Here is a 23,881-nt window from a genome sequence, read left to right as displayed (position 1 = left end):
ACACGGCGGTTGCTAATATAGCAGAGGTGAGGAGAAACCACGCTGTTGAGACCGCCGCGACGGTCGAACGCCTGTGTGCCCAGCTGAAGGACCTGCTGGCCGAAGTGCCCGCTACCGGCGAGCGGCCCGGTGCGATCTACTTGCGCATCAGCGAAGATCGCCAAGGCGACGAGTTCAAGGTTGAAACTCAGTTCAAAGGGCTGCTCGAGCTGTTCCGGGCACGCGGGTTTTCGCTCGATCGGCGCCACATCTTCGTCGACAACGACCAGTCCGCCAAGAAAGCCGGTACCCGCCCGGACTTCCGCCGCCTGCTGGAGGTGATCGAGCAGGGGCACGTGAAGGTCGTCGGCGCGCGCGACATGTTCCGGCTTACTCGCAACCGCGGCGACCAGCTGGCGCTGTTCGAGCCTTCCGAGAAGGCCGGCATCCTGTTGGTGTTCACGCGCGGCGCGGACATCGACATGGGCAGCCCGTCCGGCCAGATCATCGCCGACGTCCTGGCGGCTCTGGCCCGCGGCGAAATCAAGGTTAAGGGCGACCGGCACGAGGACGAGAACCTGGCGGCCGCGCTGCGAGGTGAACCGCCGTCCGGGCCGGTGCCGCTCGGGTTCAACGAGGACCGAGTCACCCACCATCCTGAGCAGGCGGCCATGGTGCGCGCGGCTTATGAAGACCTGCTCGCCGGCGCGACCCTGGCGGGGATCGCACGCAAGATCAACAAGGCCAACATGCGCTCCGGCATGCTGCGGTGGGCCAGAGGCAAGGAGGGCGAGCCGTGCGAGTGGGGACCCAACTCGGTGCGGCGCTTGCTGCTCGCGCCGCGCAACGCCGGTCTGCGCGACCACAAGGGGGAGATCGTCGGCAAAGCCGCCTGGGATCCGATCGTGTCGGAGGAGACCTGGCGGGACGCCGTCGCGTTGCTGAAGGACCCGAAGCGGCGGCACCGCAAGCCCACGCCGCGACATCTGCTTTCTAGCGCTGCGACCTGCTGGTGCGGCGAGTACGTGGTCGCGGGGCACACTGGCCCGCATGGCTTCTCCTACCGGTGTTCGAGGAAAGCGAAGACGGCGTGGAGCGAGACCCCGGCTGGCGCTCGGGTGTGCGCCGAGTACGGCGGTGCGCACGTTGCCCGGCGTGGCGACCAGGCTGACGCGTGGGTTGGGCAGCTGGTGGTCGAGCGGCTTTCTCGTCCCGATGCTGCGGACCTGCTGGTGCGGCCGCACGATGGGCCGAGCGTGACTGAACTGCACGCGAGGAGGGCGCAACTGCGCAGCAAGCTGGAGATCTTGACCCGGCAGTGGATGTCCGATAAGGACGCGAACGACGTCGAATATCAGACGGGAAAGCGATTCGCGCGCGATGAGCTGCAGCGAATCGACGAGCAGATTGAGGAGATGGGGCAGTACAACGTGCTCGCGCCCCTGATCTACGCCGAGGACGTTCAGGCTGCCTGGGATGAGCTCATGGCTGACCGGAAGCGTGCGGTCGTCGAGGTGCTGTTCGAGTCGATCATCTTGTTGCCGCCAGGGCGTGGGGCGCGGTACTTCGATCCGGCGACGGTGGTCGAGGTGTGGCGAGTCCGGGACGGGGAGGCGTAGGACGGGGGCCGGGGGAGCGGCCTCCGCCTTTGCCTCCGGCGGTTAGCGAGGCTGCGTCTGCCGGTCTGCCGCGATCACGTCGAACGCCTCGGCCATCCCGGTCAGCCTGCCCTCGTCGTACGCGCTGGCGTACACGACGGACAACGCTTCGAGATCACGTTCCGTGACCGCGACGGCTCGGTGGTGACGTGCCGCTAATGCGGCTGTGGTCACCACTCCGGCGATGACGATCAGTCCGAGCCCTACGACCCTGAACATTCCACCCTCCTCTTTTCCCCCAACGGTTTTCCGTAGAACTTGAGGGTAATCGAAGGTGTGGTATGTCCAGTTAGGACTAGTCACCCGGAAGTAGCAGTGACAGGTTGCAAATCGATGTCACGCGTCCGAATGGCCGACTTCGACTTGCCATTCGGGCGAGTCTGTGGCAGCAGGGCCGAGTGCTTCCCGCCACACAGCGTAAGCATGCTTTAGCCACGCTCGACGCGCCTCGACGCCGCGCGTCCGTTCCACGCGCAGTGCATACGCTGCGAGCTCGCGCGCGGACATCCCGGCAATCTCCTCGTCGGAGGGGTCGGCTGGCGTGAGTAGGCGTTGGACTTCGCCAGCTGGCCAGCCGTAAAAGAGCTCGATTTTGTGCGCGCTCTTCCGGGTGACAGGACTCTTACCTGTCCGGATGTTGCGCAGCAGCGCTGTCGATAGTCCGCTCTCCGCCGAGACCTCCTCCCACGAGACGTCGCGGCGGATGTTCTCGTCTTCCATGCGCCTCGCCAGCGCACTTCGATCTTCGTCCGACATGCCCGCTCCCCTCGGTCTAGCGAATATTAGCGCAAAGGAGCGCTAGTACACACGTGGACACTGACTGTCACGTTTTCGTCCTGTGATCTTGAGGGGTTGCGGGATCGCTAATTGTCGCTAGAGTTCGCTACATGGCGAAACGAACCCTGGAGATCCCGTTCAGCCGTCACCGGCTGACCGAGATCCGTGAGACGCAGGGGCTGACGCTCACCGCGCTGGCCGCGCGGTGCACCGAACAGGGCTACCCCGTTCATCTCAGCGCGATCAGCAAGGTCGAGGTCGGGACCAACGGCCCGTCTCCTGGCCTCGTCAAAGCGCTGGCCACCGCACTCGGTGTGGACGTCGGGGACCTGATGGACCCAAAGGCAGGGGAGCCCGATGGACGAGTCGGAGAAGCGTCGATTCCGGGAGCGGTGGGCCCCACTGGCGAGGGAGCGGGCGGCCGCGGCTCCGCCGCTGCAGCCGTGGCAGAAGGACCGCCTGGCGGTGCTGCTGGCGCCGGTGCGGTTCGGGCCGCGGCGAGCGCAGGCCGATGAGCGATCCGCAGACGCCGGTGGATCCGGTCGCTGACTGGCTCGATCCGCGCCTCGACCCGAAGACGGCAGGCGAGTCCACGTCGACGACGGCGACGCCCGAGTACGACGTGCCGCCGATCGCTCCGGCAGCTGAACCGCTGACCCCCTGAACGCAAGGTGCCCGGCCACGTGAGCACACACGGGCCGGGCGGTGATCAACGAGAAGAAAGGGCTCCACCGTGATCGCTATGAAGCCTACCGACACCGACGCGTCTCGGCGTGACCACCGCTTGAAGGCGGGCGACACGCCCGCGCTCGGCCTGCCGGTCGAGGCCGGTTCGGGTGGCCGCCGGTTCCGGCCGGAGAAGCCGGAACCGAAGGAGACCAGCCCGGTCGACTACCACGGCCGCCTCGCCTGGATCGTCGCCATCTACCCGGCCACGCCGGAGTGGACCCGGCCGATGTGCAAACTCGCGTTCGCCGACGACGGCAAGCCCGTCGTGGTCGGGCTCGACGAGGTCGAGGTGCTCGACGAGGCCGGCGTCCTGGCCCTGGCCGACACCGGCCAGCTGCCCGCCCCGGTCCCGCGGCTGGTCGCAACGCTGCTCCTCGAGGAGCACCCCCTCACCGCCGAGACCGCCGGTGACCAGGTGACCGAGCAGCTGTCGGCCGTCGGCGACGACGCCGCGGCGGTCCTCGAGGAGAACGCGCCGACGGCGCTGCAGCCCGCGGTCGGCACGCTGCCCGCCGCTCCCGCCGTCGCGCGTCACGGTGTGCTGCGCGCGCTGTGGCAGCGCTTCCTCGACGTGCTGCGCCTGCTCGTCGTGTTCCTGCGCGACCTGGGCGGCTGGCTCGTCGACCAGGTCGCCGAGGGCGTCGAGGCCGCCGCGGACTGGGAGCGCTGGCACTCCCGCCTCATCGCGAAGCTGGTGCTCGGGCTGCTGCCGCTGGCCGTGTTCGGCGGCGTCGGCGTGCTCTGGCTGCTCGGCGGTGCCCGATGACCGTGCGGATCCTCGACCTCAACGCCGGCGGCTCCCGCCTCGCGCGGATGTGCACCGCGGCGTTCTCCTGGGCACGCCGCGGCCCGGTCACCATCCCCGACCGGGTCGCGGCCGGCCTCCGCCCGGACGACCTCATGCCCGAACTCCCCGAGCGGATCCGGCTGCTGAAGCAGACCGCGACCCGCTGGCCCGGCCGCCACACCGAGCTGACCGTCGACCCCGGCTTCCTGCCCCGCGAGTGCCCGTGGTGCCTGCCGCAGCGGCGACGTGTGACCTCGGTCCGGATCTGGGGCGACCCCGACCCCAACGACCGCGACGTGTTCCAGCCGCTGAACGTCGTCGCGGTGTGCCTGCAGTGCGCGCTCGGCACCCCGGCCTGCGGCGGGCGCCGCGCACGCCGCGGCATCCCGGCGTGCGCCGGGCGCGGTCCGCGGCTCGGCGCGCTCGGCCAGGCGCTGGCCGAGGTGCGCCTGGGCGGCCTGGTCCGGATCGAGGTGTGCGAGTGAAGGCCACGGTGAAGCGGTCCCGTCCGGGCCTGGTGAAGGGGCGGGACGGGAAGTCGCGCTGGTCCGCCGAGCTCCTGCGCGAGCAGCTGGCGAAGTACACGGCCAGCCTGATCGAGTCCCGCGACGTGTCGGCGGCCCGCGCCGCCGAGGCGCGCGACGGCGACGCGGTTCTCGTGCTTGGGGTCTACGAAGGCGAGGCGAAGGCCTACGCACACGCGCTGTCGCTGCTGTCGATCATGACGCTGGAGGAGTTCGGCGACGACCCGGGCGCCGGCCAGCGTGCCGCGAAGCTGAAGGAACTGGCCGACAACCGCGCCGCGCGCCTCGCAGCTGGCGGTGATGCGTGATGGCCGAGCTGACGCTGCGCAAGGAACGCAACGAGGACGCGATGCACTCCGGCGGGTCCGTGACCTACCGCGTGCACGACGGCGACCGCTGGGTCGGCTGGGTCGGCGACGGCCGCAAGTGGCAGGGCCACCGCTACGGCGCCCGGAAGTGGTGGGCGTGCTGGCGCGAGGACGGCGACGCCGACGCGCGCTGGTCCACCGGTCTGCGCTACGACTCCCGGCAGGCCGCCGTCGACGGGCTCACCGCCCGCCGCGCCGGCGCGGTCGAGCTGCTGCCCGAGTTCGCCCCGACCCGGGCGGCCGGGAACGCCCCCGACGAGGTGTGCATGCACACCACCGGCGGCTACGAGTACGCCCGCTGGGGCCAGGTCCCGGCCACGCCGTACGACGAGCCGCGCGACCCGGTGCCCACGGTCTACAGCTCCGCGCGGGCGATCGAGATCTGCGACGACGTGCGGCTGTCCCTCGCCGCGGCCGAGCTGCTGATCGTGCGGCTGCGCAACGCGATCGCCTACGAGCGCGCCCGGGCCGGGGTACCGCTGCTCGCGATCGATGCGGACTGCCCGGGCTGCGGCCACCCCGAACGCACCCTCGACCCCGTCACCGGGGTCTTCGGCTGCACCCAGTGCACCCACACCTCGAGCGAACGGAACGCGTGATGGTCAAGCCCAGCAAGGACCCGAAGCCGGCGGGCCCGATCCGGCGCGCGGCGCGCGGCGCCGCTCGTCAGGTGAACCTCCGCGCGGCCGGGCAGAAGGTCGAGGAGATCTTCGCCGAGGAGCTGGACACGCCGCCGCCGGCGTCGGAGGACGGGCAGCGCGCCGAGCTGAAGCGCGCGGTCCTGTCGTTCACGCGGCTGACGGAGGCGCTCCGTCCGCAGGTGGCCGCGCTTCTGGCCGCGGGTGTCTTCGCCGCGACCGCGGCCGCGGCGTTCGTCGCCGCGGTCGAGGCCGGGCTGGACAAGCCGACCTCGCCGGACGCGGCCGCGCCCACCGAGCCCGCGGTGCCCTACACCCCGCCGGTCCGCCCCAGCTGCGACGAGCCCGCCGCCGGGTGCCCGCAGCGCGGCGACGCCGCCGAGGGGCGGTGATTGCGTGAACTTCTGGCGCACACCGATCGTGGTCATCGACGAGGTCCACAGCTGGCTCGCCGCGCAGCCCGGCCCGAGCACGCCTCCCTCGCCTGTGACGAAGGCCTTCGCCGAGCTGGCCCGGCAGGTCAACGCGGCACCGCCCGACCCGCGCGGCCTGCAGCCGCTGCCGGACTGGGTGACCGCCGGGCCCCCGCCCGGGCCACCGAACCCGCTGCTGGCCCGCGAGCTGCGCGAGTCACCGGACGGCGTGCTGGCCGTCCGCGACCCGCGCCGCCCCACCGGCGTCCGCGGCCGGCCGTGGCTGGTGATCGACGCCCCGCCCGGCTACCGCACCCACTGGCGCGACCAGACCCTGCCCAGCGCCGCCGTCAGCGACTGGGTCGCCCTCATCCGGAAGGAGCAGCCATGACCACACCGGAGACCACCCCCGCCCGCTCCGCGCCGTTCAGCTACGGCACGCACGGGATGCTGATCGAGCACCGCTTCGCCGCTGGCCAGGCCGCGGTCGCCAAGCGGATCCCGATCGTGTTCCGCTACGACCCCGCCGAGCCGTTCGCGGTGACCATGCTGCTCGACTACGCGCTCATCGGGCCCGGCGAGCGGTCCGAGTGGATCTTCGCCCGCCGCACGCTGGCCGAGGGCCGGGCCGCCGTGGTCGGTACCCGACCGGGCAGCGACGTCGCGATCGCCCCGCACGCGTGCGGGCAGTTCGTCGAGTTCGCCCTGGTGGATCGCCGGGCGAACCGCGCTTACCGGGTGTCGGTCGAGATGGTCGACGTCCAGGCGGCGCTGACGGCGTTCGACGGGATCATCGCGCTGGCCGCGGAGCCGCACATCGCGCCGAGCCTGGACGCGATCGGCGCCGAGCTGCGCGCGATGATCGAGCAGGAGACCGGCCGCGGCGGTGACCGGTGAGCACCGAGGACGGCACTCGGCACCTGTCCGCGGTGCCGGGCCCGGGCAGCCCGTCCACGCCGAAGCCCACCCCGCCGAAGGGCGGCGCGTTCCCCTCGAACCCGCTGCTGAACTTCCTGCACGGCCCGGACCCCGACGGCGTGTGCCCGGCGTGCCGGTGGGTCAAGGCCCACCTGGGACATGAACCGTGCCCGCACCACGCGGCCTGGCAGGCGATCGTCGTGCGCGTCGTCGACCGCGTCGGAGACGCCGACGACGAGGCCCCGCTGGTGTACCCGACCGAGCAGCCCGCCTACCGGCTGCACGATCGCGTGTGGTTCCAGGGCAAGCTGCAGGTCAAGATCACCCAGCGGTACCTCGGCCGCGGCGACGGCCGCTGGCGCTACATCGCCAAGACCCTCCCCGGCGGCACCGCGATCGACACCCACGAGGACTTCCTCACCCGCGAGTTCGACGCTGCCTGGGCCGCGCCGCAGCCCGCCACCCGACGGAGCGGGTCATGACCGCCGCGGTCCGCCGCTCCGCCGTCGACCCGGTCGCGTTCGACGACGCGCTGCTGGACGTCCTCGGCGCCGGTCACCACCCCCGACTGCCCGGCCCGTCGCGGTTCCTGGCCGACCTGCTGTGCGCCTGGCGCGACGACCTCGGCCGCGAGCTGCTCGACGCCGTCCACATCGGACACCACCCCGCGGGCACCGTGCTCGCCACCCTCACCGGAAGGACCACCTGATGCCCGAAGCACCAGACACGCCGTTCGAGCTGCCCGTGATGACGCCGGGTCCGGCGCAGGGCGCCCCGGGCTGCGCCGACCCGCGCCCGCCCGCCGAGCACGTCGACGAGCCGCACGTGCTCACCGAAGACGTCGAGCCCGCTCCGGAGCTCGACGACAGCCTGCTGATCGGTGCGTCGATCTTCGAAGGCGCCACCAGCGTGAACCGCCACGTCAACATCAGCCTCCCGCGCGACGCGGACGACCTGGCGATCGCCGAGCAGCTGCTGCTGTCGACGCTGGCCGTCGCGACCGCGTACCGCCCCGGCGTCGCGCACGCCCTGACCGCGCTGCTGGCGCCGTCGTCGCTGGAGTCGTTGCGGTGACCGCCGCGACGCAACCGGCAACGCGGCCCGACGGTGCCGAGTTCGTCGCCCGGCAGCGCACGCTGCACACCCGCGCGGACGGAGACCCGTGGTGCTCCTGCGGGCTCGGGCACTGCGGGATGCGGCTGCTGCTGGACCACCTCGACCACGCCGAGGGTCGGATCGCCCGCGCGCGGACCGAGCTGCTGCGCGGCGGCCGCGACGCTGCCCGCTTCGCGCTCGCCGCGCTGGCGGGCATCGCGCCGCCCCCGACTCTCGTCGAGCTGCGGGCCGCGGCGACGACCGGTGGCCCGTGCGAGACGTGCGCCCGCCCCCGCAACACCCACGTGTGCATCGGCTGCGCCGACCTCACCGCCGGGCCGGACAAGATCCAGCCCGGCGACGGCTGCGACAGCTGCCGCGGCACTGGCATGGACCAGATGCCGTGCGCCGGGGTACGCCGATGACGTCGTCGATCACCGTCGGGACCGCGGACCTGCTGCGGCTGCTGGGCGCGCTGCAGCAGACCGCGATCCACGACGAGGAGAACAACGGCTCGCCGTGGTGCGGGATCTTGCTGCACTGCGCCCGCAACCCCGACGCCCCGCCCGGACAGCGCGAGATCGTCGCCGGCACCTCCGGCGACGGCTGGCGGCTCGGGCACACCCACGTCCGCTGCGAGGGCTACTGGAACCGCCCGACGCTGTGGAGCGCCGACGACGTCCGCGCGTTGATCGCCGCGTTCCGGCCCAAGCTCAAGGGCGACAAGCACCACACGACGGTGGTGGAGCTCGGCCCGGCCGGACAGGTCGTAGTCGCCGAGGCCGAGCAGAGCCTGCACGCCGGCGCCGGGTTCCGGCTGCAGTTCACCGAGAAGCCGCTGGCGGAATACCCGCGCATGGCGTGGCGGCTGCTGGCCGACGTGCCCGGCAACCGCAAGCCGACCAACAAGGACACCGGGCTGCCGATCGAGCCGCGGCCGCGCACCGACCTGGCCGGCGCGACGCTCGCCGCGTTCGCCGCCGTCGCCAAGATCATCGGTGCGCCGGTCGAGGTGTACCGCTACCACCAGCGTGAGCCGCTGCTGATCCAGATCGGTGGCGTCTACCGCGGCTACGCCGCACCCGCGCACTACGAGGAGACCCGCGACGTCGCGCGCTGGCCGCACGCCACCGTCCACGACCCCGACCTCCCTCCGCCGCCGCCGCGCGGCAACGGCGAAGGCCTGCGCCCGCACGGCGGCGTGACGATCGTCAAGGGCGGCCGCGGTGACGCCGCGTTCGTCGACGAGGTGATCGACACCATCACCGGCGTCGTCGACGAGATGATCGACGGCTTCCCGCCCGTCGAGCACGACTTCGAGCCGCTGTGCCAGGCCGCCACGCTCGTGGTCGAGGGCCAGTTCGGCGGCGCGTCCCTGCTCGCCAAGTCCATGAAGATCAGCTTCAACCGGGCGTCGGCGTTGCTCGAGCAGCTGGAGGCCCGCGGCGTCGTCGGCCCGAAGCGAGGCTCGAAAGCCCGCGAGGTCCTGGTGGCCCCGCCGGACCTGCCTGCGCTGCTCGCCGCGATCCGCGGCCCCGAAACCACCACCGAGCCCGAGGAGGGCACCACCGATGACCAGTGACGAGCAGGCACCCGACCTCGACTTCGAGCGGATCCCGGACGAACTGGAGGCCGCCAACTACCGCTTGCTGATCTCCGAGATCGAACGCCAGCGCACCGTCGCCGAGGAGGCCGCGGCGACCATCACCGGGCAGGCGGACGCCTGGCACGCCACGAACCTGTGCCTGCCGAACCTGGCCGAGGACAGCGAGACCGCGCTGGACGAGGAAACGTGGCGCTCGCCCGGCGGCGACGACCTCCGGCTGAAGCTGGTGACCTCGCTGCGCGATGCGGCGAACCACGGCTACGTGATCGCCGGCCACTACCTGCGCGCCGCGCGGCAGCTGCGCCAGGACCTGGCCGCCGAGCTGCGCACCCCGTACTGCGCGTTCAAGATCCTCGCGCTCGCCGAGCTCGACCAGCTCGGCTACCTCGCGGCCTCCGACGAGTGGCTCGACGCCCGCACCGGCGCGCCGCTGGGCAACTCGGGATCGCCGCTGCAGCTGACCGCGCACCGCCTGCGGCGGGCCGGGCTGCTGCCCGAGTTCGACGAGTTCTTCACCCCGGTTCCGGAGACGACGGACGGCGGACAGTGAGGATCGTGTGCGGCGTCGACGAGCCGCAGCCCGAGTTCCCCGACCTCGGCCTAGACAAGCCGTGCTGCTACGGCGTCGCGATGGGCGCGGCCGAGGACTGCAGCTGCTGGCGCCCGGTCTACGACACCCCCGGCCACGCCGACCCCGTCGAGGGCATGACCCCGACCGTGCGGCCCGGCGGCATGTGCGGGGACTGCGCCTACCGCCCGGACAGCCCGGAAAGGCAGGACGACCCGCAACACCGAGGAAACGCCACCGAGCTGGAGATGCTCGCCGAGGACGGCCGGCCCTTCTACTGCCACCAGGGCATGCGCCGCATCCTGCGCTGGGAGCACCCCTCCGGCGCGGTCCTGCCTGCGCACCCGGCCGACTACGCGCCCCCGATCGTCGACGACGTCCCGATCAAGGTCGACGGCACCCCGGCCTACCTGTGCGGCGGCTGGGACGCCCGCCGCCGCGCACTGGCCGCCCAACTGTCCAAAGAGGAAAGCGAGATCCGATGACCGACTACACCGAGCTGAGCGCGACCGTGCCGAGCGAACCACCGGACGGCAGCGTCGTGCTCGACCGCGCGAAGCGGGCGTGGCAGCGCAACGGCTCCCGGTGGTTCGAGGCGGGCGCCGTGATTTCGCTGTTCACCCACACCGGAGCGGCGTGGCCGTGGCTGCTGGTCGACTGCGGCCCGCTGATTCCGTTGTGGCAGCCCACGAACGCCGACACGGCCGCCGCCAAGCCTGCCGAGGAGACCGGGTTCCTCGGGTTCACCGACCACGGGCACCCGGTCGGCGCGAGAACGGCCCCCGGCGACGTGCCCCAGCCGGCCGCGGTCGCCAGGTGCGGTGGCCCCGGCCTGTGCCCGGAGTGCGCGCGCGACGCGGCGGTCCTGACCGAGGCGGCGGCCCGTGGCTGAGTCAGCTGAGGAGAGGGCGTTGATCGAGCGGGCCGCCGAGGCGATGTGCGACGCCTCCCCGAACGGTTCCCGCTGGGCCGACCTCGGCGACCTCGGCCGCCGCATCTACCGCACGCGGATCCGCGCCATGCGGCGCCAGGGTTTCATCGCGCCGCCCGGGCAGCGCGCCGAGCTCGACGACGTCCGCCAGGCGCTCATGGACCTGCAGGCACAGCTGCGCGGCATCCGCTCGGCGGCGCGCGCCGCCGAGAACCTCGGCCGCGTGGCCTACCAGCGGTACTCCGCGCAGGTACAGGCCGTGTCTGTGTCGGGCGACCCGCTGCCGACATGGGCCGAGATGCTCGCCGACCGGCAGCACATCGCGAACGCGTGGGTGTGGGCGGCGTCCGCGGTCGCCGACCTCGTGCTGCGCGGCGCCCACAACGGCGCACACGCCGCCGCCGACGCCGCCGAGGACAACCCGGCCGGAACGGCCCAGGGCGAGCGCGGGTCCCGCGCTCAGGCCGAAGCACGCCCGCACGACGGCGGACGGGAGGCCTGAACCATGCCGCTGCGCAAGAACATCGCCCAGGACCCGGGCGAGGGGCCGGGGCAGACGAAGGACTGCCCGGTCTGCAACGGCCCGAATCCGAACGGTCCGCAGCCGGGGATGCTCTGGGGCGTCAACCCCAAGGAGAACCCGCCGTTCCAGTGCGGGAACTGCAGCGGCACCGGGAAGGTCCACAAGTGACCGCCGCCGAGTGGCCGTGGCCGGCGCTCGACGCGGCGGTCGCGCGCATCGACGCCGTCCTGGCCGAGCCCGAGCCCGGCTCGCCCTGGGTAGCCGCGCGCTACTGGGCAGGCGCGAAGTGGCGCATGGAGGCGGCCGCGCGCAAACCGCCGGGCCCGTGGGGGTTGGTCCGGGCCGCGGCCGATAGTCCGCTAGCCGCCGGCGGTTTCGTCGTCGAGACCCCGGCCGCAGTCGTGACCTTTCCGCCCGTCCGCAAGTACGTCGCCCCGCCGGTCGAGACCCGTCCCGGGTTCCTCGGCTGGCTTCGCCGTCGACTGTTCGGAGAACCACCACAGTGATCAACCCGCAGGACCGCCGAGGCCCGGAGATGCAAGATCATCTCCGGGCCTCGGCATGCCCGCAGTCGGGCGGGCGGTGAGCCGTGCCCTACTACCTGACCGACGACACCGCGGACCTCGACCCGCGGTGGATGGTGCTCGCCGGCGGCCGCGTGTCCGTGGCCGACCAGCTGTTCGCCTTCTGGCACCGCATGTACGGCGCGACGTCCCGGCACACCCACGACGGCTACCTGACCCACCACGAGGCCCTCACGGCCTGCCGCGGCCGCACACGGCTGCTTGAGCTGCTGCTGACCCCGGTCCTCGGCGAGCGGCCGCTGGTGCACCGCCGCGGCGACACCTGCGACGTGAAGAACTGCATCGACGCCTCGCCGCCGTGGATCGACGGGTACGACTACCGGATCTGCGGCTTCTCCAAGAAGAACCCCACCCGCGCGGAGAAGGCCCGCAACGACGCCCAGAAGCACGACAGCACCGATTCCCGGCTGCGGAAGCTCGTCTACACCCGCGACGGCGGTTGCTGCCGCTACTGCCGCTCTGGGCCGATGTCCTACAAGGGCAGCGGCAACAACAAGGACCGGCGCAAGGTCCTGCAGTACGACCACGTCGACCCCGACCGCGCCGCCGGCCCCGACGGCGACAACTACGTCGTGGCGTGCGGCCGCTGCAACGAGAGCAAAGGCCGCCGCACGCCCGACGAGGCGGACATGGTGCTGCTGCCCGAGCCGACCGAGGCCCAGCGCGACGCCTGGGCCGCCCGCGGCCAGCGCCAGCTCGACCCCGGCGACCCCGCCGCCGACGTCGTCGAGAGCCCCGCCGAACAAGCCGACGAACAAGCGCCAGACAAGCAACCAGGCAACCCGCCGGACAAGCAACCGGACAAGCCACAGCCGGTTGTCGACCTGGTTGTCTCCACACGCAGCCCCGGAGCTGTTCACGCAGGTGAAGTGCGCCTTCAGGTAGGCCAGCAAGGACAACAGCAACCCGCGAAACCGGGCCCCGAAGGGTCCGGGTCGGGTCGGGTCGGGCAGCCACCTGCCGCTCCTGTGCCCGCGTTCTCCGGCCAGCCCGCCCGCGAAGCGGGCGGCCCGGACATCTACCACGGCCGCACCCGCGCACCCGCCCCCGCGACCGGCCTGCCCCCGCCACCCGGCGGTGTCCCGTGACCGGCGGCTACCGCGCACACGACCTGCGCCAGCTCGACTCCCTCGCCGACTTCGAGTCCGCCGTCGAGCACGCCCTGACCGTCGCGTGCCCGTGGTGCTGGCAGCCACCCGGCGCCCGCTGCGTCTACCCCGGCACCGACGAGCCCTTGCACCGCGCGCCGGCGCACTGGCAGCGCATCCGCGCCGCCGACCAGACCGACCCGACGACCCCGCCCGACGAGGAGGCCCCGTGAACCTCTGCAGCTGCGGCAAGCCCGCCCGCCACGCCACCCTCTGCACCGAGTGCACCCGCCAGGTCGTCACCCACCTGCGCGAGCTCGCCACCGGCGGCGTGCTCCGGATGCGCGTGCACCAGCGCCGCATCGACGTCCCGGCCGTGAAGACCCTGCTCCCCGTCGCCGTGGTCGTGGTCCCGGCCCACGTCCGCTACGAGCAGGACCTGCGCGCCGACACCCGCCCGAGCCTCTACGAGCTGCTGATCGACACCCTGGTGCGCCGGGACCACACCGGCAGCGACTCGATCGGCGCCGTCTCCGGCGCGGCCAGCTTCGAGATCGACTTCCACGCCAAGGCCGGCGAGCTGAAGGACACCATCGACGCGCTGATCGCCACCTGGGCCCGCGCGATCGCCAAGCACGGCGGCCTGGAGCTGACCGCCACGACCGTGCGCGGCGCCGCGTCGTGGCTGGCCAAGCACCCGAAGCTGATCGCCGGCCACCCCGACGCCGCCCAGCTGGCCGACCAGCTGCACAAGGTCGTCCGCTCCGCGTGGGCGGTCATCGACCGCGACCCCGAAAAGGTCTACCTCGGCCAGTGCAGCGCGCCCGTGCTCGTCGACGAGCAGATCGGCCAGTGCCCGGCCGACATCTACGCCCCGCGCGGGCGCCCGGTGGTGCAATGCCGCAAGTGCGGCGCGGTCTGGGACGTCGCCCCGCGCCGCGAGCTGCTGCTGTCGCGAGTGGACGAACAGCTGGCCACCCCGCCCGAGATCGCCCGCGCGCTCTCGGAGGTCGGTCAGCCGGTGACCGTGAACGTGATCCACGGCCACATCCACCGCGGGCACCTGACCCGGCACCCGCCGCACCCGCTCGACGAACGGCAGCGCCCGCGTTACCGCGTCGGCGACGTCCGGGCGCTGCTGAAGAACGCCACCGACCGAGAGGCAAGCTGATGCCCAGATTCGACCAGACCACCGCCAAGATCGAGTTCTCCGAGCCCGCGACGGTCGCCGAGCTGATCGAGGCGCTCGAGGACCTGCGCGCGAAGGCCGGACCCGACGCGACCCCGCGCGTGGCCGGCTTCCTCGAATTCGACCTCAACGGCCCGCGCGTCCGCGCGATCTCCGTCGACCTGCCCACCGCACGCGAAAGGACCCGATGATGCCCGACACCACCGACGATTTGCCGACCAGCTGGCCGGACTGGGTCACCATCAGCACCGACAACCGGCCGCTCGACCCGGCCCCGGAGCTCGACGAGCCGCCCATCGACGTCGACCCAATCTGGACGTACGTCTACGACGGGTCGTGCGCCAGCTGCAGCGCGACGACCGAAGGCGACCGCGCCGCGGTGATCCGCTGGGCGCAGGACCACTTCGACTGCGACCCGCCCGCACCTCCCGCACCGCTGGCGCCAGGCGAGCCGGTCGGCCGGATCGAGGACCTGCCGCGCAGTCCCGACGGCACCATCACCATCCCGACCGCCGGCGTCTGGACGATGGGTGAGCCGCCGAACCCGGAGGGCGTATAACGGCGTACACCACGGGGTGACACGCGGGGCAGCGACCCGGTGTTGTCGCTGACCTGGGCGAAGCGCTACATTCCTCACAGTGGGTGATCTGTCCGAAGGGGACGGACCCGCCTGCTCCCCAGCTACACCTGCCGCGAGTCCCGGGATCGGCTCCGGGAGCGAAGCCCCGGCCCCTGGGTCGGGGCTTCGTCATGCCGGGGGTGAGCGATGGCCGCGAAGCACCAGGGGCGGTCCGGCCGGCCGTGGGCCCGGATCAAGGCGCGGTGGAAGGCGACCAGCCGGATCTGCTACCTCTGCGGGCACTGGATCCCGGCGGATGTCCCGCCCAACCACCCGCTGGAGTACACCGTGGACCACATCGACCCGCGGTCGAAGGGTGGGCCGCCCACGATGGAGAACACCGCGCCGGCACACCGGCGGTGCAACAGCCGCAAGGGCGTCAAGGCGCTCGCCGAGCTCGAGCTGCTGAAGACGTCGAGGGCGTGGTGATCACGTGCGGCACGTAGTGCTGATCGCCGGGCCACCCTGCGGGGGCAAGTCCACACTGGCCGGGCAGCTGGCGCAGGCCCGGCCGGGCATCGTGCTCGACCGGGACGTCATCGCCCGGGGCCTGGGCTCGGCGAGGGGGTGGCTGCACGAGGCCGGCCTGACCGAGCGGGCTGAGCAGATCATGGTGGGGGAGATGGCCCGGATCGGGGCGGCCGACGACGTCGTCGCCTACGTGGTGCGGTCGGTGCCCACACCCGGTGCGCGGGCCGAGCTCGCGCACCGGCTGCGGGCCGAGCTGGTCTACGTGGTGGACCCGGGCATGGGCGAGTGCCTGCGCCGCGCGACCGCGGACGGCCGACCCGGGGGTACCCACGCGGGGGTGAGGGAGTGGTACCGCCGGTACGGCCCGAGCGGGGTGGACCGCAGGCCTGAGGCGCCGCGGCTGTCGACCTCGCGCAGGTGGTGAAGTCGATCAAGCGTTGATCGACTTCGCGCACGAAGAAAAGTCCGTTTCGGTCTCGCCGGTCCACTCCGCGCCCACCTGACCCGCCCTCCCCCCCGGACGGATTTTCGACCGGAACGCTGCATGTGTTTGCGCAGGTCAGGGGCATTCGCTGCCGGTGCGTTGCAGGGGGGTTGTTGATCATGGCGGACACGTCCACGGAGCGCGCCCGGCGCTCCCGCGCACACGCCCGCGACGACCATGCGCTCTGCCGGGCGCAGCGCTGCGGCGTGGCCCGCGCGCACGAGAAGGGCGAGCATTCCCGCTGCTCGCCGAGCTGGTGCGAGGCGGCGGCGCAGGCCTCGCTCACCGAGGACCAGGCGGTGCCGGCGGGCGCGGGGTCACCGGCACCGCCGCCCCCGTCCGAGGACGGGTACCGGGTGCGGTCGTCGCTGGTCGAGGACGCCGGCGACGGTGAGTTCGGATCGGCCGGGCTGGAGCTGTGGCAGGCGGCCAACCCGCACGGCGACCTGAAGCCGCTGCAGGTCGTGCTGCTGCGCGAGGCGTGCCGGATCGCCGACCGGCTGGCCGCGCTGGATCGGCGGCTGCACGGCGACGGGCCGTGGCTGGAGCTGTCCACCGAGGACGGCGTGGTCTTCCACGTCGACGTGACCGACGTGCTGAAGGAGGCCCGGGCGCAGGCCAACACCTTCCGCGGCCTGGCGGCCGAGCTGCGCCAGTCCGGAACGGGCGGCCGCGCGGGTGTCCCGGCGCCGGCGACGTCCGGTGAGGGCGAGGGCGAAGGCGAGGGGAACGTTGTCGATTTCTTCGCCGCCGTCGCCGCCAAGCTCGGTGGTGCGCCGGCCTCGGATTAACCTGATCCCGCCGTACGCGGCGACGCTGGGGCCGGAGGCGTGCGCGCTGTCGCGGCAGGCCGGGCTGGTCGCCGACGGCTGGCAGCAAGAGTCCGTGGCGGCGATCCTCGGGATCCGCGCCGACCGGCGGTGGGCCTGCCAGTCCTACGCCGAGTTCGTGGCCCGGCAGAACGGCAAGGGCAGCATCCTGGAAATCCGGGTGCTCTTCGGGTTCCTGGTGCTGGGCGAGCACGAGATCGTGTGGACCGCCCACCTGTTCAACACCGCGATCAAGGCCTTCATCCGGCTCAAGGCGCTCTTCAAGGCGCTCGGTCGGCAGGTCAACGAGAAGGACGACGAGCTCTGGGGAGTGACGATCCCGGGGCTCGGCCGCGAGGTGCTGGTGAAGTTCACCAACACCAACGGCAAGGAATCGATCACCCGCCTGGACACCATGGCGAAGATCGACTTCCTGGCTCGCAGCAGCGGCGGCGGCCGCGGCTTCACCGGCGACTTGCTGATCATCGACGAGGCGTTCGCCTACACCAACGAGCAGCAGGCGGCGCTGCTGCCCTCGCTCTCGGCGCGCAGCATGGAGCAGCCCGGCCCGCAGGTCATCTACACGTCGAGCCCGCCGCTGAAGAGCGATCCGGACATCGTGGTGTTCCGGGTCAAGAAGCGCTCGGAGAGCGACAAGCCCGGGCGGCTGGGGTTCCGGGACTGGGGCCTGGCGGGCGACCTGGAGAACCTCGGCGAGATCGACTTCAACGACCGGTCGCACTGGTGGGCGACCAACCCCGCGCTGGGGATCCGGATCTCCGAGGAGTGGATCGAGGAGACCGAGCTGGGCGAGATGAGCGAGTTCGACTTCGCTCGCGAACGGCTCGGGATCTGGCCGCCGTACCCGGCCGCCAGCGACGACATCATCAGCTTCGCGGTGTGGAAGGACCTGTTCGACGCGACGTCCCAGTTGGGCACGGACTTCGCCTACGCGATCGACATCACCCCGGACCGTAAATGGGGCGCCATCGGCGCGTACGGACCGCGCAGCGACGGGCTCGGTCACGTCGAGGTGCTCGAGCACCGCGAGGGCACGGCGTGGATCGTGCCGCGGCTGGCCGAGCTGGTGAAGAAGTGGAACCCGGTGGCGGTCGCGCTGGACGTGAAGGGCCCGGCCGGGTCGCTGCTGCTGGAGCTGAAGGACGCGGGGATCTCGCTGCCGGCCAAGGGAGACGACGGCAAGATCGCTGAGCCGCGCCGCGGTGACCTGTTCATCCCGACGGCCAACGAATACGCCGGGTCCTGCGGCGCGCTGGTGGACGCGATCGAGCAGGGCAAGCTGCGCCACATCGGCCAGATCCCGCTCAACGCCGCGGTGGGTGGGGTGGCGCCGCGGCCGCTGGGCGACTCCTACGCCTGGGGCCGCAAGAAGTCCGCGGCGAACATCGCGCCGCTGGTTGCCGTCACGCTCGCGCGCCTGGCGTACCTGGCGCGGATCAACGTCCTGAAGGCACCGACGCCGCCGCCGGCGGCTGCGGCTGTTCCCGAGCACACCGGCGGAATCGCCGGTGGTACCGAGCTGTGGCGTCCGACGTCCCGGCTCAAACTCTGAAGGGAGAAGTGGCCATGCGCGCGAAGCTGCAGGTGCACCAGAAGGTCGAGACCGGCGCCGGTGAGCACCGCCAGGTCCAGGTCCAGTTCGCCGCCGTCACCGGCCCGGAGAACGAGGAGTGGGCCCGCTACACCCCGGCGTGCCAGCTCAACATCTCGCTGAAGGGCGAGCTCGGCGACCGCTACGAGATCGGGAAGGCCTACTTCGTGGACTTCTCGCCGGTCGAGCCGACGGACCAGGACTGATCGCAATGGTGATCCGGATCCGGGTGCCCAAGGTGTCGAGCATGCTGCTGGCGAACGTGCTGTTCGTGCTCGGCCTGCTCGGCATCGCCATCACGGTCGGTGGCCTGGCGGGCGCGTGGTGGGGCGGGCTGACCGGCTCGATCCTCGCGGCCGGCCTCGGGTACCTGTCGATGTGGGGTGCCGGCCAGTCCGAGACGGCCGCGGCCGCGCCCGTCGACGAGGGCCAGGCGCTGCGCGCGGTTGAGGAGCCGGCCGCCGCATGAGGTCGATCGTGCCCGTCCCGCGCCGCGCCCGCGAGGCCGCTGCCGCGCGCCCGTCCGCGCGGCGGGTGGCCGAGGCGACCCCGCAGCAGGTGGTCGCGACCGGGGCGTCGCTGGGCTCCTACAACGGGATCGACCCGATCGACGGCGACCGCGGGTTCCGGCCGGCCGGGTCGCAGGGGCGGCAGGTTCCGGCGTGGACGCTGGAGAAGGCGCGCGAGTACAGCGTGGCCGGGTACCGGTCGAATCCGATGGTCAAGGCGATCATCGACACCTACACGAGCTTCTGCGTGGGCGACAAGGGCGTCACCTACCAGGTCACCAACCCCGACGTGGCGCGGGTGGTCGACGAGTTCTGGACCGACCCGGCGAACAACATGGCGGCGCTGCAGGATCCGTGGCTGCGCACCGAGCTGCTCAACGGCGAGTCGCTGACCGAGCTGATGACCGGCTCGACCAGCGGGGTGACGCGGCTGTGCCCGGTGGACCCGTCGATCATCGAAGAGGTCTACCTGCGCGGCGGGAACCCGCTGTGGCCGCAGATGGTCAAGTTCCAGAACGGCGCCGAGCGCGACGAGCTGAAGCTGGTGGCGGTCGACGACTACACCGGGCTGCGCACCGGCGAGGCGCTGCTGTGGACCCCGCACAAGGCGCTGATCACCGACACCCGCGGGCTGCCGTTCCTCTCGACGGTCCTGGACTGGCTCGACTCCTACGACCAGGTCCTGTCGAACCTGATCGACCGCACCGCGCTGGCGCGGTACCTGGTGTGGGACGTGACGGTGAAGGGCGGCCAGACCGACGTCGACAACTTCGTCAAGGCCCGAGGCGGCACACACGTGCCACGCTCGGGCTCGGTCGAGGTGCACAACGAGTCGGTGGAGTGGAACGCGAAGACGGCGCAGACCGGCGCGTTCGAGGACACCGAGGCCGCGAGCAGCGTGCTGACGCTGGCCGCGGCCGGGTCCGGGCTGTCGAAGACGTGGCTCGCCGAGCCGGACGGCGCGAACCGGGCGACGTCGCTGTCGATGGCGGAACCGGTGCGGCGTCGCATCTCCGGGGTGCAGGGCCTTTACCTGGCCGAGCAGGCCGAGCTGCTGCGCTACGTCGTCGACCGGGCGGTCGCGGCGCGGCGGCTGGCGGCCGAGGTCGAGGCGCGCGACCCGGCGTCCGGGCAGTCGCTGATGGTCAAGGCCTCCCAGACGGTGACGGTGCACGGCCCGGAGGTCGCCGCGGCCGACGCCCAGATCTCGGCGCAGGTGCTGATGAACCTGTCGATCGGGCTGGACAAGCTGCGCAGCATCGGCGCGCTAAGCAAGGAAGCCGCGAAGCAGGCGGCGAAGAAAGCGTGGGAGGACTTCGTCGGCGTGCCCTACCGCGCCGAGCTGGACGACCCCGAAGGCGACGTCGACGACGTCGCTACCCATGTCGACGGCAACACCGCCGACGGCAAAAAGGGCGGCAAGCTCATTGCTCTGCCCTGAGTCCACTGTGGAGGAAGCAATGACGTGGTCCCTGGACCAGGCGGCCCGCGTGATGGGCATGCCCGTGCACGAGGTCCTGGCGGTGGCGGAAGTGGGCAACGCCCACGTCGTGACCACCCACGACGGCCAGCACACGGTCATCACGTCCGACGGCATCGCGCACGCGATCAAGCGAGGTGCGAGCCGGGATGACCTGCTGGCGCTCGGGTTCGACGAAGACGAGGTCGCCGAGCTCGACGCGGCGCGCGAGAGCGCGGACCCGGCCACCGCGGACCCGGCCACCGGCGGGCAGCAGGGCCTGGACCCGAACGCGGCCGCGGTCGCCGAGCGGGCGCGCCTGGCGCTGGAGCACCCGGACGGCCAGGTCCCGCCGCCGCCGGTGCCGGTGCCGCACCCGGAAGCCGCCGCGGACGACCTGACCCCGCGCGGCGAGGCGCTGGAGCAGACGACCGGCGGGAAGTCCGAGGAGCAGCAGCAGGCCGAGGCCAAGGCCAAGGGCGACGGCGGCCAGGGCAACGGCGGCACCACGCCGCCGGCGGGCGACGAGGTTCCGGACGGCAACGCCCAGTCGGTCCTGGACTGGGTCGGCGACGACGAGGACCGCGCGCGGCGCGCGCTCGAGGTCGAGCAGGGCCGCGAGAAGCCGCGCACGGGTCTGGTCGCCGAGCTGGCGAAGAAGGTCGAGCAGGCATGAGCGAGCACCCGCCGGTGTGCTCGGACCCGGGATGCGGCCCGTGCGCGCAGGAGCGCGCTCAGGCCGGTTTCCGGGGCGAGCCGATCGAAGAGCAGGGAGGGCCCGCGATGGCGTCGCAGGTGGCGTGTCCGCAGTGCGGGCACCAGTTCGTGCCCGAGCGTCCCGTGCGGGTGACCGAGACGGCCGTGACCGAGTCGACCACGGTGCCGGCCGGGGCGGTCGAGTACGCCGACCCCGGCTGGCAGCCCGACCGGCGGGCCCGCTACCCGCTGGGCACCGACGGCCAGGTGCGGGAGAGCTGGGCGCACCTGGCCGCCCACGAGACGCCGTACGACGCGCGGCAGCTGCAGCAGCTGCGCGGCAAGATCCGCGCCGCGGCCAAGGCCCGGGGGATCGAGTTCGACAGCAAGGCGGCCGAGGCGTGGATCTCGGGCACCCTGTCGTTCTCGGACCTGCAGGAGCGGGTGCGCACCGCGGTCCGGGCGAAGGTGTCCACCGACTGCGATGACGGCTACTACCGCTACGTGTGGATCGCGGACATGTCCGCCGAGGAGGTCGTCTACTCCGTCGAGTACGGCCCGCAGTGCGCGCTGTTCCAGTGCACGTACTCGGTCAGCCCGGACGGGACGTCGGTGGAGCTGGGCGAGCCGGTCGAGGTCGTCAAGACCTACGCGCCGGCGCCGAGCTCGAGCGCCGAGGGCGACGCCGCCGCGCAGGGGGCGGCGGCCGCGGTCGCCGAGGCCGGCGAAGTGCTGCCCGGGCGGGTGCTGGAGTCGGTGATCCAGGGCCGGGTGCTGGAGTCCAAGGGCAAGGACTCCGACGGCAACCGGGTGTTCCGGATCGAGGCGATCGCCTACGGCGACAGCAAGAACCGCCGCCGCTACCCGGAGACGGTGATGCGCTCGGCGGTCTCGGCCTACGAGGGCGCGAAGATCTACGACCACCACCGCACCGAGGCCGAGCTGGCGACCGGCACGATCGTCGGGCTGGTCGGGTTCCTGCGCAACGTCGAGGCCGGCAGTGCCGCGATCGAGGCCGACGCGGTGATGCTGCCCTCGGCGGTGCAGGCGATCGAAGCCCTGGAAGCGGCGCTGGCCGCGCAGACCGACGGGCTGGCCCCGATGGTCGGGTTCAGCCACGACGCCATGGGCACGTTCAAGACGGTGACCGAGGGTGCGCTGCAGCTGCAGGAAGCCACCGCGATCACGAAAGTCCTGTCGGTCGACATCGTGTCCGACCCCGCCGCCGGCGGGAAGGCCACGCGTGTTGTCGCGGGCGGAATCACCACCAACGACCCCGCGGGCACGGCGCCCGGCGGGGAGAGCACGAAGGAGACCGACGTGACGTTCACGAAGGCGGACGTGCTCGCTGCGCTCAAGGACGCCACGCCCGCGGAGCTCGCCGCGGCCGGTCTGAGCAAGGCGAGTGAAACCACCACCAGCACCCCGGCCGGCACCACCCAGCCCGGCGGCACGGAAACCAAGGCGACCGAGACCGAGACGGTGCGCGTGGGCGAGGCCAAGGACTCGTTCATGGGCCGCCTGCTGATCAAGTCCAAGGTGGACGACGCCGGTTTCCCCGAGGCCGCGCGCGCTTCGGTCACCGAGTCGGTCACCGCGGCGCTGCCGGACCGCTTCACCGAAGCCACGGTCGACGCCCAGATCGCCGCGATCAAGGCGGCCTGGTCCACGCTGGAGCGCGCCGAGCTCGCGCCGCGGCACACGGTGCAGGTGACCCAGGAGGCGCTGAGCAAGAAGGTCGACGCGCTCGACGCGTTCTTCGCCAACGACTTCAGCAACGGCTACCGCAGCTTCAAGGAGGCCTACGTCGACTGGACGGGCGCGCGGCCGCGGTCGTTCGACGAGGACTTCAACCGCACCATCCTGGCGGCCAGCTTCGGCCAGGGCTACAGCTCCGGCCGCTCGCGTGAGGCGATGCGCTCGACGGAGTCGATGGTCGCCGCGTCCTGGGCGCTGGCGCTGGGTGACTCGATCACCCGCCGGATGATCGCCGACTACAACCAGCCCAGCCTGCAGAACTGGCGCCAGCTGGTGAGCTCGACGCCGCCGATCAACGACTTCCGCACGCAGCGGATCGAGCGGATCGGCGGGTACGGGGTGCTGCCGGTCGTCAACGAGGGGGCGCCGTACCAGCCGCTGACCTCGCCGACGGGTGAGGAGATCACCTACGCGATCAGCAAGAAGGGTGGCACGGAGGACATCACCCTGGAGATGATCGCCAACGACGACATCCGGGCGATTTCCAAGATCCCGACGCGGCTCGGGCTGGCCGCGGCGCAGACGCTGTTCCGGTTCGTCTGGGACATGCTGGTCGTCAACGGCGCGACCACCTACGACGGCACGGCGCTGTTCCACGCGCTGCACGCCAACACCGACACCAACGCGCTGAGCCAGACGAACCTCTCGGCCGGCCGCGCGAAGATGCGCCAGCAGAAGGCCTACGGCGACGCGTCCAACGTGCTGTCGATCATCCCGAAGACGCTGATCGTGCCGTCCGGGCTGGAGGAGCTCGGCTGGCAGCTGGCCACCTCGGCGGTCGCGATCCCGGCCACCCCGGCCGGGCCGACGAACACCCCGAACCTGCACCAGGGCCTCGAGCTGATCGTGCTCGACTACTGGACCTCGCAGACCCAGTGGTACCTCGGGGCCGACCCGGCGTTCTGCCCGACGCTGGAGATCGGGTTCTACCAGGGCCGCCAGGAGCCGGAAATGTTCACCCAGGCCGACCAGACCGTGGGCAGCATGTTCGACGCGGACAAGCTGACCTACAAGATCCGGCACATCTACAGCGGCGCGGTGCTCGAGCACCGCGGCCTCTACCGCGGCAACGCCTGACCGGCGCCCGCC

The 23,881-nt window shown here is 72.1% G+C and carries 37 protein-coding genes; 35 read left to right on the top strand and 2 right to left on the bottom strand.

Translation table 11 applies throughout. The annotated features are described in order from the left end of the window. Nucleotides 1-1,598 (top strand): recombinase family protein (locus EIY87_RS00555; protein WP_148106206.1); only part of this gene is annotated, 1,598 nt, incomplete at its 5' end. Between the two features lie 42 nt (nucleotides 1,599-1,640). Here the strand turns inward: EIY87_RS00555 and EIY87_RS00550 are convergent. Further along, nucleotides 1,641-1,856 carry a hypothetical protein gene (locus tag EIY87_RS00550; RefSeq protein ID WP_125305644.1) on the bottom strand — a complete coding sequence of 72 codons (216 nt, stop codon included), beginning with the start codon at nucleotides 1,854-1,856 and terminating at the stop codon, nucleotides 1,641-1,643. 117 nt (nucleotides 1,857-1,973) lie between these two features. After that, nucleotides 1,974-2,393: a hypothetical protein gene (locus EIY87_RS00545; RefSeq protein WP_125305643.1), complete on the bottom strand. Its 420-nt coding sequence runs from the start codon at nucleotides 2,391-2,393 to the stop codon at nucleotides 1,974-1,976. 131 nt (nucleotides 2,394-2,524) lie between these two features. Here EIY87_RS00545 and EIY87_RS00540 point away from each other — a divergent pair, with 131 nt between their 5' ends. The 34 genes from EIY87_RS00540 (at nucleotide 2,525) to EIY87_RS00380 (ending at nucleotide 23,869) form a co-directional block, all read left to right on the top strand. Then, nucleotides 2,525-2,929, top strand: a complete 405-nt coding sequence (locus EIY87_RS00540; RefSeq protein ID WP_125305642.1) for a helix-turn-helix domain-containing protein — start codon at nucleotides 2,525-2,527, stop codon at nucleotides 2,927-2,929. Continuing rightward, nucleotides 2,926-3,078, top strand: coding sequence for a hypothetical protein (locus tag EIY87_RS47525; protein ID WP_158641269.1), 153 nt, complete (start codon nucleotides 2,926-2,928; stop codon nucleotides 3,076-3,078). The genes EIY87_RS00540 and EIY87_RS47525 overlap by 4 nt, the downstream gene beginning before the upstream one ends. A gap of 78 nt (nucleotides 3,079-3,156) precedes the next feature. Continuing rightward, nucleotides 3,157-3,909 carry a hypothetical protein gene (locus tag EIY87_RS00535; protein WP_125305641.1) on the top strand — a complete coding sequence of 251 codons (753 nt, stop codon included), beginning with the start codon at nucleotides 3,157-3,159 and terminating at the stop codon, nucleotides 3,907-3,909. After that, on the top strand, nucleotides 3,906-4,415 hold the full coding sequence (locus EIY87_RS00530; protein ID WP_125305640.1) for a hypothetical protein: 510 nt from the start codon (nucleotides 3,906-3,908) through the stop codon (nucleotides 4,413-4,415). The genes EIY87_RS00535 and EIY87_RS00530 overlap by 4 nt, the downstream gene beginning before the upstream one ends. Continuing rightward, on the top strand, nucleotides 4,412-4,762 hold the full coding sequence (locus EIY87_RS00525; protein WP_125305639.1) for a hypothetical protein: 351 nt from the start codon (nucleotides 4,412-4,414) through the stop codon (nucleotides 4,760-4,762). The genes EIY87_RS00530 and EIY87_RS00525 overlap by 4 nt, the downstream gene beginning before the upstream one ends. Then, nucleotides 4,762-5,421, top strand: a complete 660-nt coding sequence (locus EIY87_RS00520; protein ID WP_125305638.1) for a hypothetical protein — start codon at nucleotides 4,762-4,764, stop codon at nucleotides 5,419-5,421. The genes EIY87_RS00525 and EIY87_RS00520 overlap by 1 nt, the downstream gene beginning before the upstream one ends. Further along, nucleotides 5,421-5,852: a hypothetical protein gene (locus tag EIY87_RS00515; RefSeq protein ID WP_125305637.1), complete on the top strand. Its 432-nt coding sequence runs from the start codon at nucleotides 5,421-5,423 to the stop codon at nucleotides 5,850-5,852. Before EIY87_RS00520 ends, EIY87_RS00515 begins: the two co-directional genes overlap by 1 nt. Before the next feature lie 4 nt (nucleotides 5,853-5,856). Continuing rightward, nucleotides 5,857-6,264 carry a hypothetical protein gene (locus EIY87_RS00510; RefSeq protein ID WP_125305636.1) on the top strand — a complete coding sequence of 136 codons (408 nt, stop codon included), beginning with the start codon at nucleotides 5,857-5,859 and terminating at the stop codon, nucleotides 6,262-6,264. Beyond that, nucleotides 6,261-6,770, top strand: coding sequence for an SsgA family sporulation/cell division regulator (locus EIY87_RS00505; protein ID WP_125305635.1), 510 nt, complete (start codon nucleotides 6,261-6,263; stop codon nucleotides 6,768-6,770). Before EIY87_RS00510 ends, EIY87_RS00505 begins: the two co-directional genes overlap by 4 nt. Further along, the gene (locus EIY87_RS00500) at nucleotides 6,767-7,273 is read left to right on the top strand and encodes a hypothetical protein (protein ID WP_125305634.1); all 507 of its coding nucleotides are present in this window, start codon (nucleotides 6,767-6,769) and stop codon (nucleotides 7,271-7,273) included. Before EIY87_RS00505 ends, EIY87_RS00500 begins: the two co-directional genes overlap by 4 nt. Then, nucleotides 7,270-7,500, top strand: a complete 231-nt coding sequence (locus EIY87_RS00495) for a hypothetical protein (RefSeq protein WP_125305633.1) — start codon at nucleotides 7,270-7,272, stop codon at nucleotides 7,498-7,500. The genes EIY87_RS00500 and EIY87_RS00495 overlap by 4 nt, the downstream gene beginning before the upstream one ends. Then, nucleotides 7,500-7,865, top strand: a complete 366-nt coding sequence (locus EIY87_RS00490) for a hypothetical protein (protein ID WP_125305632.1) — start codon at nucleotides 7,500-7,502, stop codon at nucleotides 7,863-7,865. The genes EIY87_RS00495 and EIY87_RS00490 overlap by 1 nt, the downstream gene beginning before the upstream one ends. Continuing rightward, nucleotides 7,862-8,311, top strand: a complete 450-nt coding sequence (locus EIY87_RS00485) for a hypothetical protein (RefSeq protein WP_125305631.1) — start codon at nucleotides 7,862-7,864, stop codon at nucleotides 8,309-8,311. Before EIY87_RS00490 ends, EIY87_RS00485 begins: the two co-directional genes overlap by 4 nt. After that, complete coding sequence (locus tag EIY87_RS00480) at nucleotides 8,308-9,468, top strand: DNA translocase FtsK (protein ID WP_125305630.1); 1,161 nt, start codon at nucleotides 8,308-8,310, stop codon at nucleotides 9,466-9,468. The genes EIY87_RS00485 and EIY87_RS00480 overlap by 4 nt, the downstream gene beginning before the upstream one ends. Beyond that, entirely contained in the window at nucleotides 9,458-10,042 is a 585-nt protein-coding gene (locus EIY87_RS00475) for a hypothetical protein (protein WP_125305629.1), read from the top strand. Before EIY87_RS00480 ends, EIY87_RS00475 begins: the two co-directional genes overlap by 11 nt. Continuing rightward, nucleotides 10,039-10,545: a hypothetical protein gene (locus tag EIY87_RS00470; RefSeq protein ID WP_125305628.1), complete on the top strand. Its 507-nt coding sequence runs from the start codon at nucleotides 10,039-10,041 to the stop codon at nucleotides 10,543-10,545. The genes EIY87_RS00475 and EIY87_RS00470 overlap by 4 nt, the downstream gene beginning before the upstream one ends. Next, nucleotides 10,542-10,952, top strand: coding sequence for a DUF4349 domain-containing protein (locus EIY87_RS00465; protein ID WP_125305627.1), 411 nt, complete (start codon nucleotides 10,542-10,544; stop codon nucleotides 10,950-10,952). Before EIY87_RS00470 ends, EIY87_RS00465 begins: the two co-directional genes overlap by 4 nt. Before the next feature lie 19 nt (nucleotides 10,953-10,971). Beyond that, nucleotides 10,972-11,493, top strand: coding sequence for a hypothetical protein (locus EIY87_RS00460; protein ID WP_125305626.1), 522 nt, complete (start codon nucleotides 10,972-10,974; stop codon nucleotides 11,491-11,493). Nucleotides 11,494-11,496: 3 nt separating this feature from the next. Continuing rightward, on the top strand, nucleotides 11,497-11,682 hold the full coding sequence (locus EIY87_RS00455; protein WP_125305625.1) for a hypothetical protein: 186 nt from the start codon (nucleotides 11,497-11,499) through the stop codon (nucleotides 11,680-11,682). Next, nucleotides 11,679-12,020, top strand: a complete 342-nt coding sequence (locus tag EIY87_RS00450) for a hypothetical protein (protein ID WP_125305624.1) — start codon at nucleotides 11,679-11,681, stop codon at nucleotides 12,018-12,020. Before EIY87_RS00455 ends, EIY87_RS00450 begins: the two co-directional genes overlap by 4 nt. Nucleotides 12,021-12,103: 83 nt before the next feature. Further along, the gene (locus EIY87_RS00445) at nucleotides 12,104-13,186 is read left to right on the top strand and encodes an HNH endonuclease (protein ID WP_125305623.1); all 1,083 of its coding nucleotides are present in this window, start codon (nucleotides 12,104-12,106) and stop codon (nucleotides 13,184-13,186) included. Beyond that, nucleotides 13,183-13,419, top strand: coding sequence for a zinc finger domain-containing protein (locus tag EIY87_RS00440; protein WP_125305622.1), 237 nt, complete (start codon nucleotides 13,183-13,185; stop codon nucleotides 13,417-13,419). The genes EIY87_RS00445 and EIY87_RS00440 overlap by 4 nt, the downstream gene beginning before the upstream one ends. Further along, nucleotides 13,416-14,357, top strand: a complete 942-nt coding sequence (locus EIY87_RS00435) for a hypothetical protein (protein ID WP_125305621.1) — start codon at nucleotides 13,416-13,418, stop codon at nucleotides 14,355-14,357. The genes EIY87_RS00440 and EIY87_RS00435 overlap by 4 nt, the downstream gene beginning before the upstream one ends. Further along, nucleotides 14,357-14,566, top strand: a complete 210-nt coding sequence (locus EIY87_RS00430; protein ID WP_125305620.1) for a hypothetical protein — start codon at nucleotides 14,357-14,359, stop codon at nucleotides 14,564-14,566. The genes EIY87_RS00435 and EIY87_RS00430 overlap by 1 nt, the downstream gene beginning before the upstream one ends. Beyond that, entirely contained in the window at nucleotides 14,566-14,934 is a 369-nt protein-coding gene (locus EIY87_RS00425) for a hypothetical protein (protein WP_125305619.1), read from the top strand. The genes EIY87_RS00430 and EIY87_RS00425 overlap by 1 nt, the downstream gene beginning before the upstream one ends. Before the next feature lie 207 nt (nucleotides 14,935-15,141). Continuing rightward, nucleotides 15,142-15,423, top strand: coding sequence for an HNH endonuclease (locus EIY87_RS00420; protein ID WP_125305618.1), 282 nt, complete (start codon nucleotides 15,142-15,144; stop codon nucleotides 15,421-15,423). Nucleotides 15,424-15,427: 4 nt separating this feature from the next. Beyond that, nucleotides 15,428-15,889 (top strand): hypothetical protein, encoded by a 462-nt coding sequence (locus EIY87_RS00415; RefSeq protein ID WP_125305617.1) that lies wholly within the window; start codon nucleotides 15,428-15,430, stop codon nucleotides 15,887-15,889. 179 nt (nucleotides 15,890-16,068) lie between these two features. After that, nucleotides 16,069-16,740 (top strand): hypothetical protein, encoded by a 672-nt coding sequence (locus EIY87_RS00410; RefSeq protein ID WP_125305616.1) that lies wholly within the window; start codon nucleotides 16,069-16,071, stop codon nucleotides 16,738-16,740. Next, a complete protein-coding gene (locus EIY87_RS00405; protein WP_125305615.1) occupies nucleotides 16,721-18,331 on the top strand; it encodes a hypothetical protein in 1,611 nt (536 codons plus the stop codon). The genes EIY87_RS00410 and EIY87_RS00405 overlap by 20 nt, the downstream gene beginning before the upstream one ends. 14 nt (nucleotides 18,332-18,345) lie before the next feature. Next, complete coding sequence (locus EIY87_RS00400) at nucleotides 18,346-18,576, top strand: hypothetical protein (protein ID WP_125305614.1); 231 nt, start codon at nucleotides 18,346-18,348, stop codon at nucleotides 18,574-18,576. 5 nt (nucleotides 18,577-18,581) lie between these two features. Further along, on the top strand, nucleotides 18,582-18,839 hold the full coding sequence (locus tag EIY87_RS00395; protein ID WP_125305613.1) for a hypothetical protein: 258 nt from the start codon (nucleotides 18,582-18,584) through the stop codon (nucleotides 18,837-18,839). Further along, nucleotides 18,836-20,320 (top strand): hypothetical protein, encoded by a 1,485-nt coding sequence (locus tag EIY87_RS00390; protein WP_125305612.1) that lies wholly within the window; start codon nucleotides 18,836-18,838, stop codon nucleotides 20,318-20,320. The genes EIY87_RS00395 and EIY87_RS00390 overlap by 4 nt, the downstream gene beginning before the upstream one ends. Nucleotides 20,321-20,339: 19 nt before the next feature. Next, nucleotides 20,340-21,014, top strand: coding sequence for a hypothetical protein (locus EIY87_RS00385; RefSeq protein ID WP_125305611.1), 675 nt, complete (start codon nucleotides 20,340-20,342; stop codon nucleotides 21,012-21,014). After that, entirely contained in the window at nucleotides 21,011-23,869 is a 2,859-nt protein-coding gene (locus EIY87_RS00380) for a phage major capsid protein (RefSeq protein WP_158641268.1), read from the top strand. Before EIY87_RS00385 ends, EIY87_RS00380 begins: the two co-directional genes overlap by 4 nt. Nucleotides 23,870-23,881 lie beyond the last annotated feature (12 nt).

Origin of the sequence: Amycolatopsis eburnea (genome assembly GCF_003937945.1) — a bacterium.
In the GTDB taxonomy this organism is placed as follows: Bacteria; Actinomycetota; Actinomycetes; order Mycobacteriales; family Pseudonocardiaceae; genus Amycolatopsis; species Amycolatopsis eburnea.
Note: the sequence above shows the minus strand (reverse complement) of the source record. Positions and strands in the feature narration are given on the sequence as shown.

Bases quoted from the DNA above. Each gene is read 5' to 3' on its own strand.
- EIY87_RS00550 (WP_125305644.1), bottom strand. From the start codon at position 1,856: ATGTTCAGGGTCGTAGGGCTCGGACTGATCGTCATCGCCGGAGTGGTG.
- EIY87_RS00545 (WP_125305643.1), bottom strand. From the start codon at position 2,393: ATGTCGGACGAAGATCGAAGTGCGCTGGCGAGGCGCATGGAAGACGAG.
- EIY87_RS00540 (WP_125305642.1), top strand. From the start codon at position 2,525: ATGGCGAAACGAACCCTGGAGATCCCGTTCAGCCGTCACCGGCTGACC.
- EIY87_RS47525 (WP_158641269.1), top strand. From the start codon at position 2,926: ATGAGCGATCCGCAGACGCCGGTGGATCCGGTCGCTGACTGGCTCGAT.
- EIY87_RS00535 (WP_125305641.1), top strand. From the start codon at position 3,157: ATGAAGCCTACCGACACCGACGCGTCTCGGCGTGACCACCGCTTGAAG.
- EIY87_RS00530 (WP_125305640.1), top strand. From the start codon at position 3,906: ATGACCGTGCGGATCCTCGACCTCAACGCCGGCGGCTCCCGCCTCGCG.
- EIY87_RS00520 (WP_125305638.1), top strand. From the start codon at position 4,762: ATGGCCGAGCTGACGCTGCGCAAGGAACGCAACGAGGACGCGATGCAC.
- EIY87_RS00515 (WP_125305637.1), top strand. From the start codon at position 5,421: ATGGTCAAGCCCAGCAAGGACCCGAAGCCGGCGGGCCCGATCCGGCGC.
- EIY87_RS00505 (WP_125305635.1), top strand. From the start codon at position 6,261: ATGACCACACCGGAGACCACCCCCGCCCGCTCCGCGCCGTTCAGCTAC.
- EIY87_RS00495 (WP_125305633.1), top strand. From the start codon at position 7,270: ATGACCGCCGCGGTCCGCCGCTCCGCCGTCGACCCGGTCGCGTTCGAC.
- EIY87_RS00490 (WP_125305632.1), top strand. From the start codon at position 7,500: ATGCCCGAAGCACCAGACACGCCGTTCGAGCTGCCCGTGATGACGCCG.
- EIY87_RS00480 (WP_125305630.1), top strand. From the start codon at position 8,308: ATGACGTCGTCGATCACCGTCGGGACCGCGGACCTGCTGCGGCTGCTG.
- EIY87_RS00475 (WP_125305629.1), top strand. From the start codon at position 9,458: ATGACCAGTGACGAGCAGGCACCCGACCTCGACTTCGAGCGGATCCCG.
- EIY87_RS00465 (WP_125305627.1), top strand. From the start codon at position 10,542: ATGACCGACTACACCGAGCTGAGCGCGACCGTGCCGAGCGAACCACCG.
- EIY87_RS00455 (WP_125305625.1), top strand. From the start codon at position 11,497: ATGCCGCTGCGCAAGAACATCGCCCAGGACCCGGGCGAGGGGCCGGGG.
- EIY87_RS00430 (WP_125305620.1), top strand. From the start codon at position 14,357: ATGCCCAGATTCGACCAGACCACCGCCAAGATCGAGTTCTCCGAGCCC.
- EIY87_RS00425 (WP_125305619.1), top strand. From the start codon at position 14,566: ATGCCCGACACCACCGACGATTTGCCGACCAGCTGGCCGGACTGGGTC.
- EIY87_RS00420 (WP_125305618.1), top strand. From the start codon at position 15,142: ATGGCCGCGAAGCACCAGGGGCGGTCCGGCCGGCCGTGGGCCCGGATC.
- EIY87_RS00410 (WP_125305616.1), top strand. From the start codon at position 16,069: ATGGCGGACACGTCCACGGAGCGCGCCCGGCGCTCCCGCGCACACGCC.
- EIY87_RS00400 (WP_125305614.1), top strand. From the start codon at position 18,346: ATGCGCGCGAAGCTGCAGGTGCACCAGAAGGTCGAGACCGGCGCCGGT.
- EIY87_RS00395 (WP_125305613.1), top strand. From the start codon at position 18,582: ATGGTGATCCGGATCCGGGTGCCCAAGGTGTCGAGCATGCTGCTGGCG.
- EIY87_RS00390 (WP_125305612.1), top strand. From the start codon at position 18,836: ATGAGGTCGATCGTGCCCGTCCCGCGCCGCGCCCGCGAGGCCGCTGCC.
- EIY87_RS00385 (WP_125305611.1), top strand. From the start codon at position 20,340: ATGACGTGGTCCCTGGACCAGGCGGCCCGCGTGATGGGCATGCCCGTG.
- EIY87_RS00380 (WP_158641268.1), top strand. From the start codon at position 21,011: ATGAGCGAGCACCCGCCGGTGTGCTCGGACCCGGGATGCGGCCCGTGC.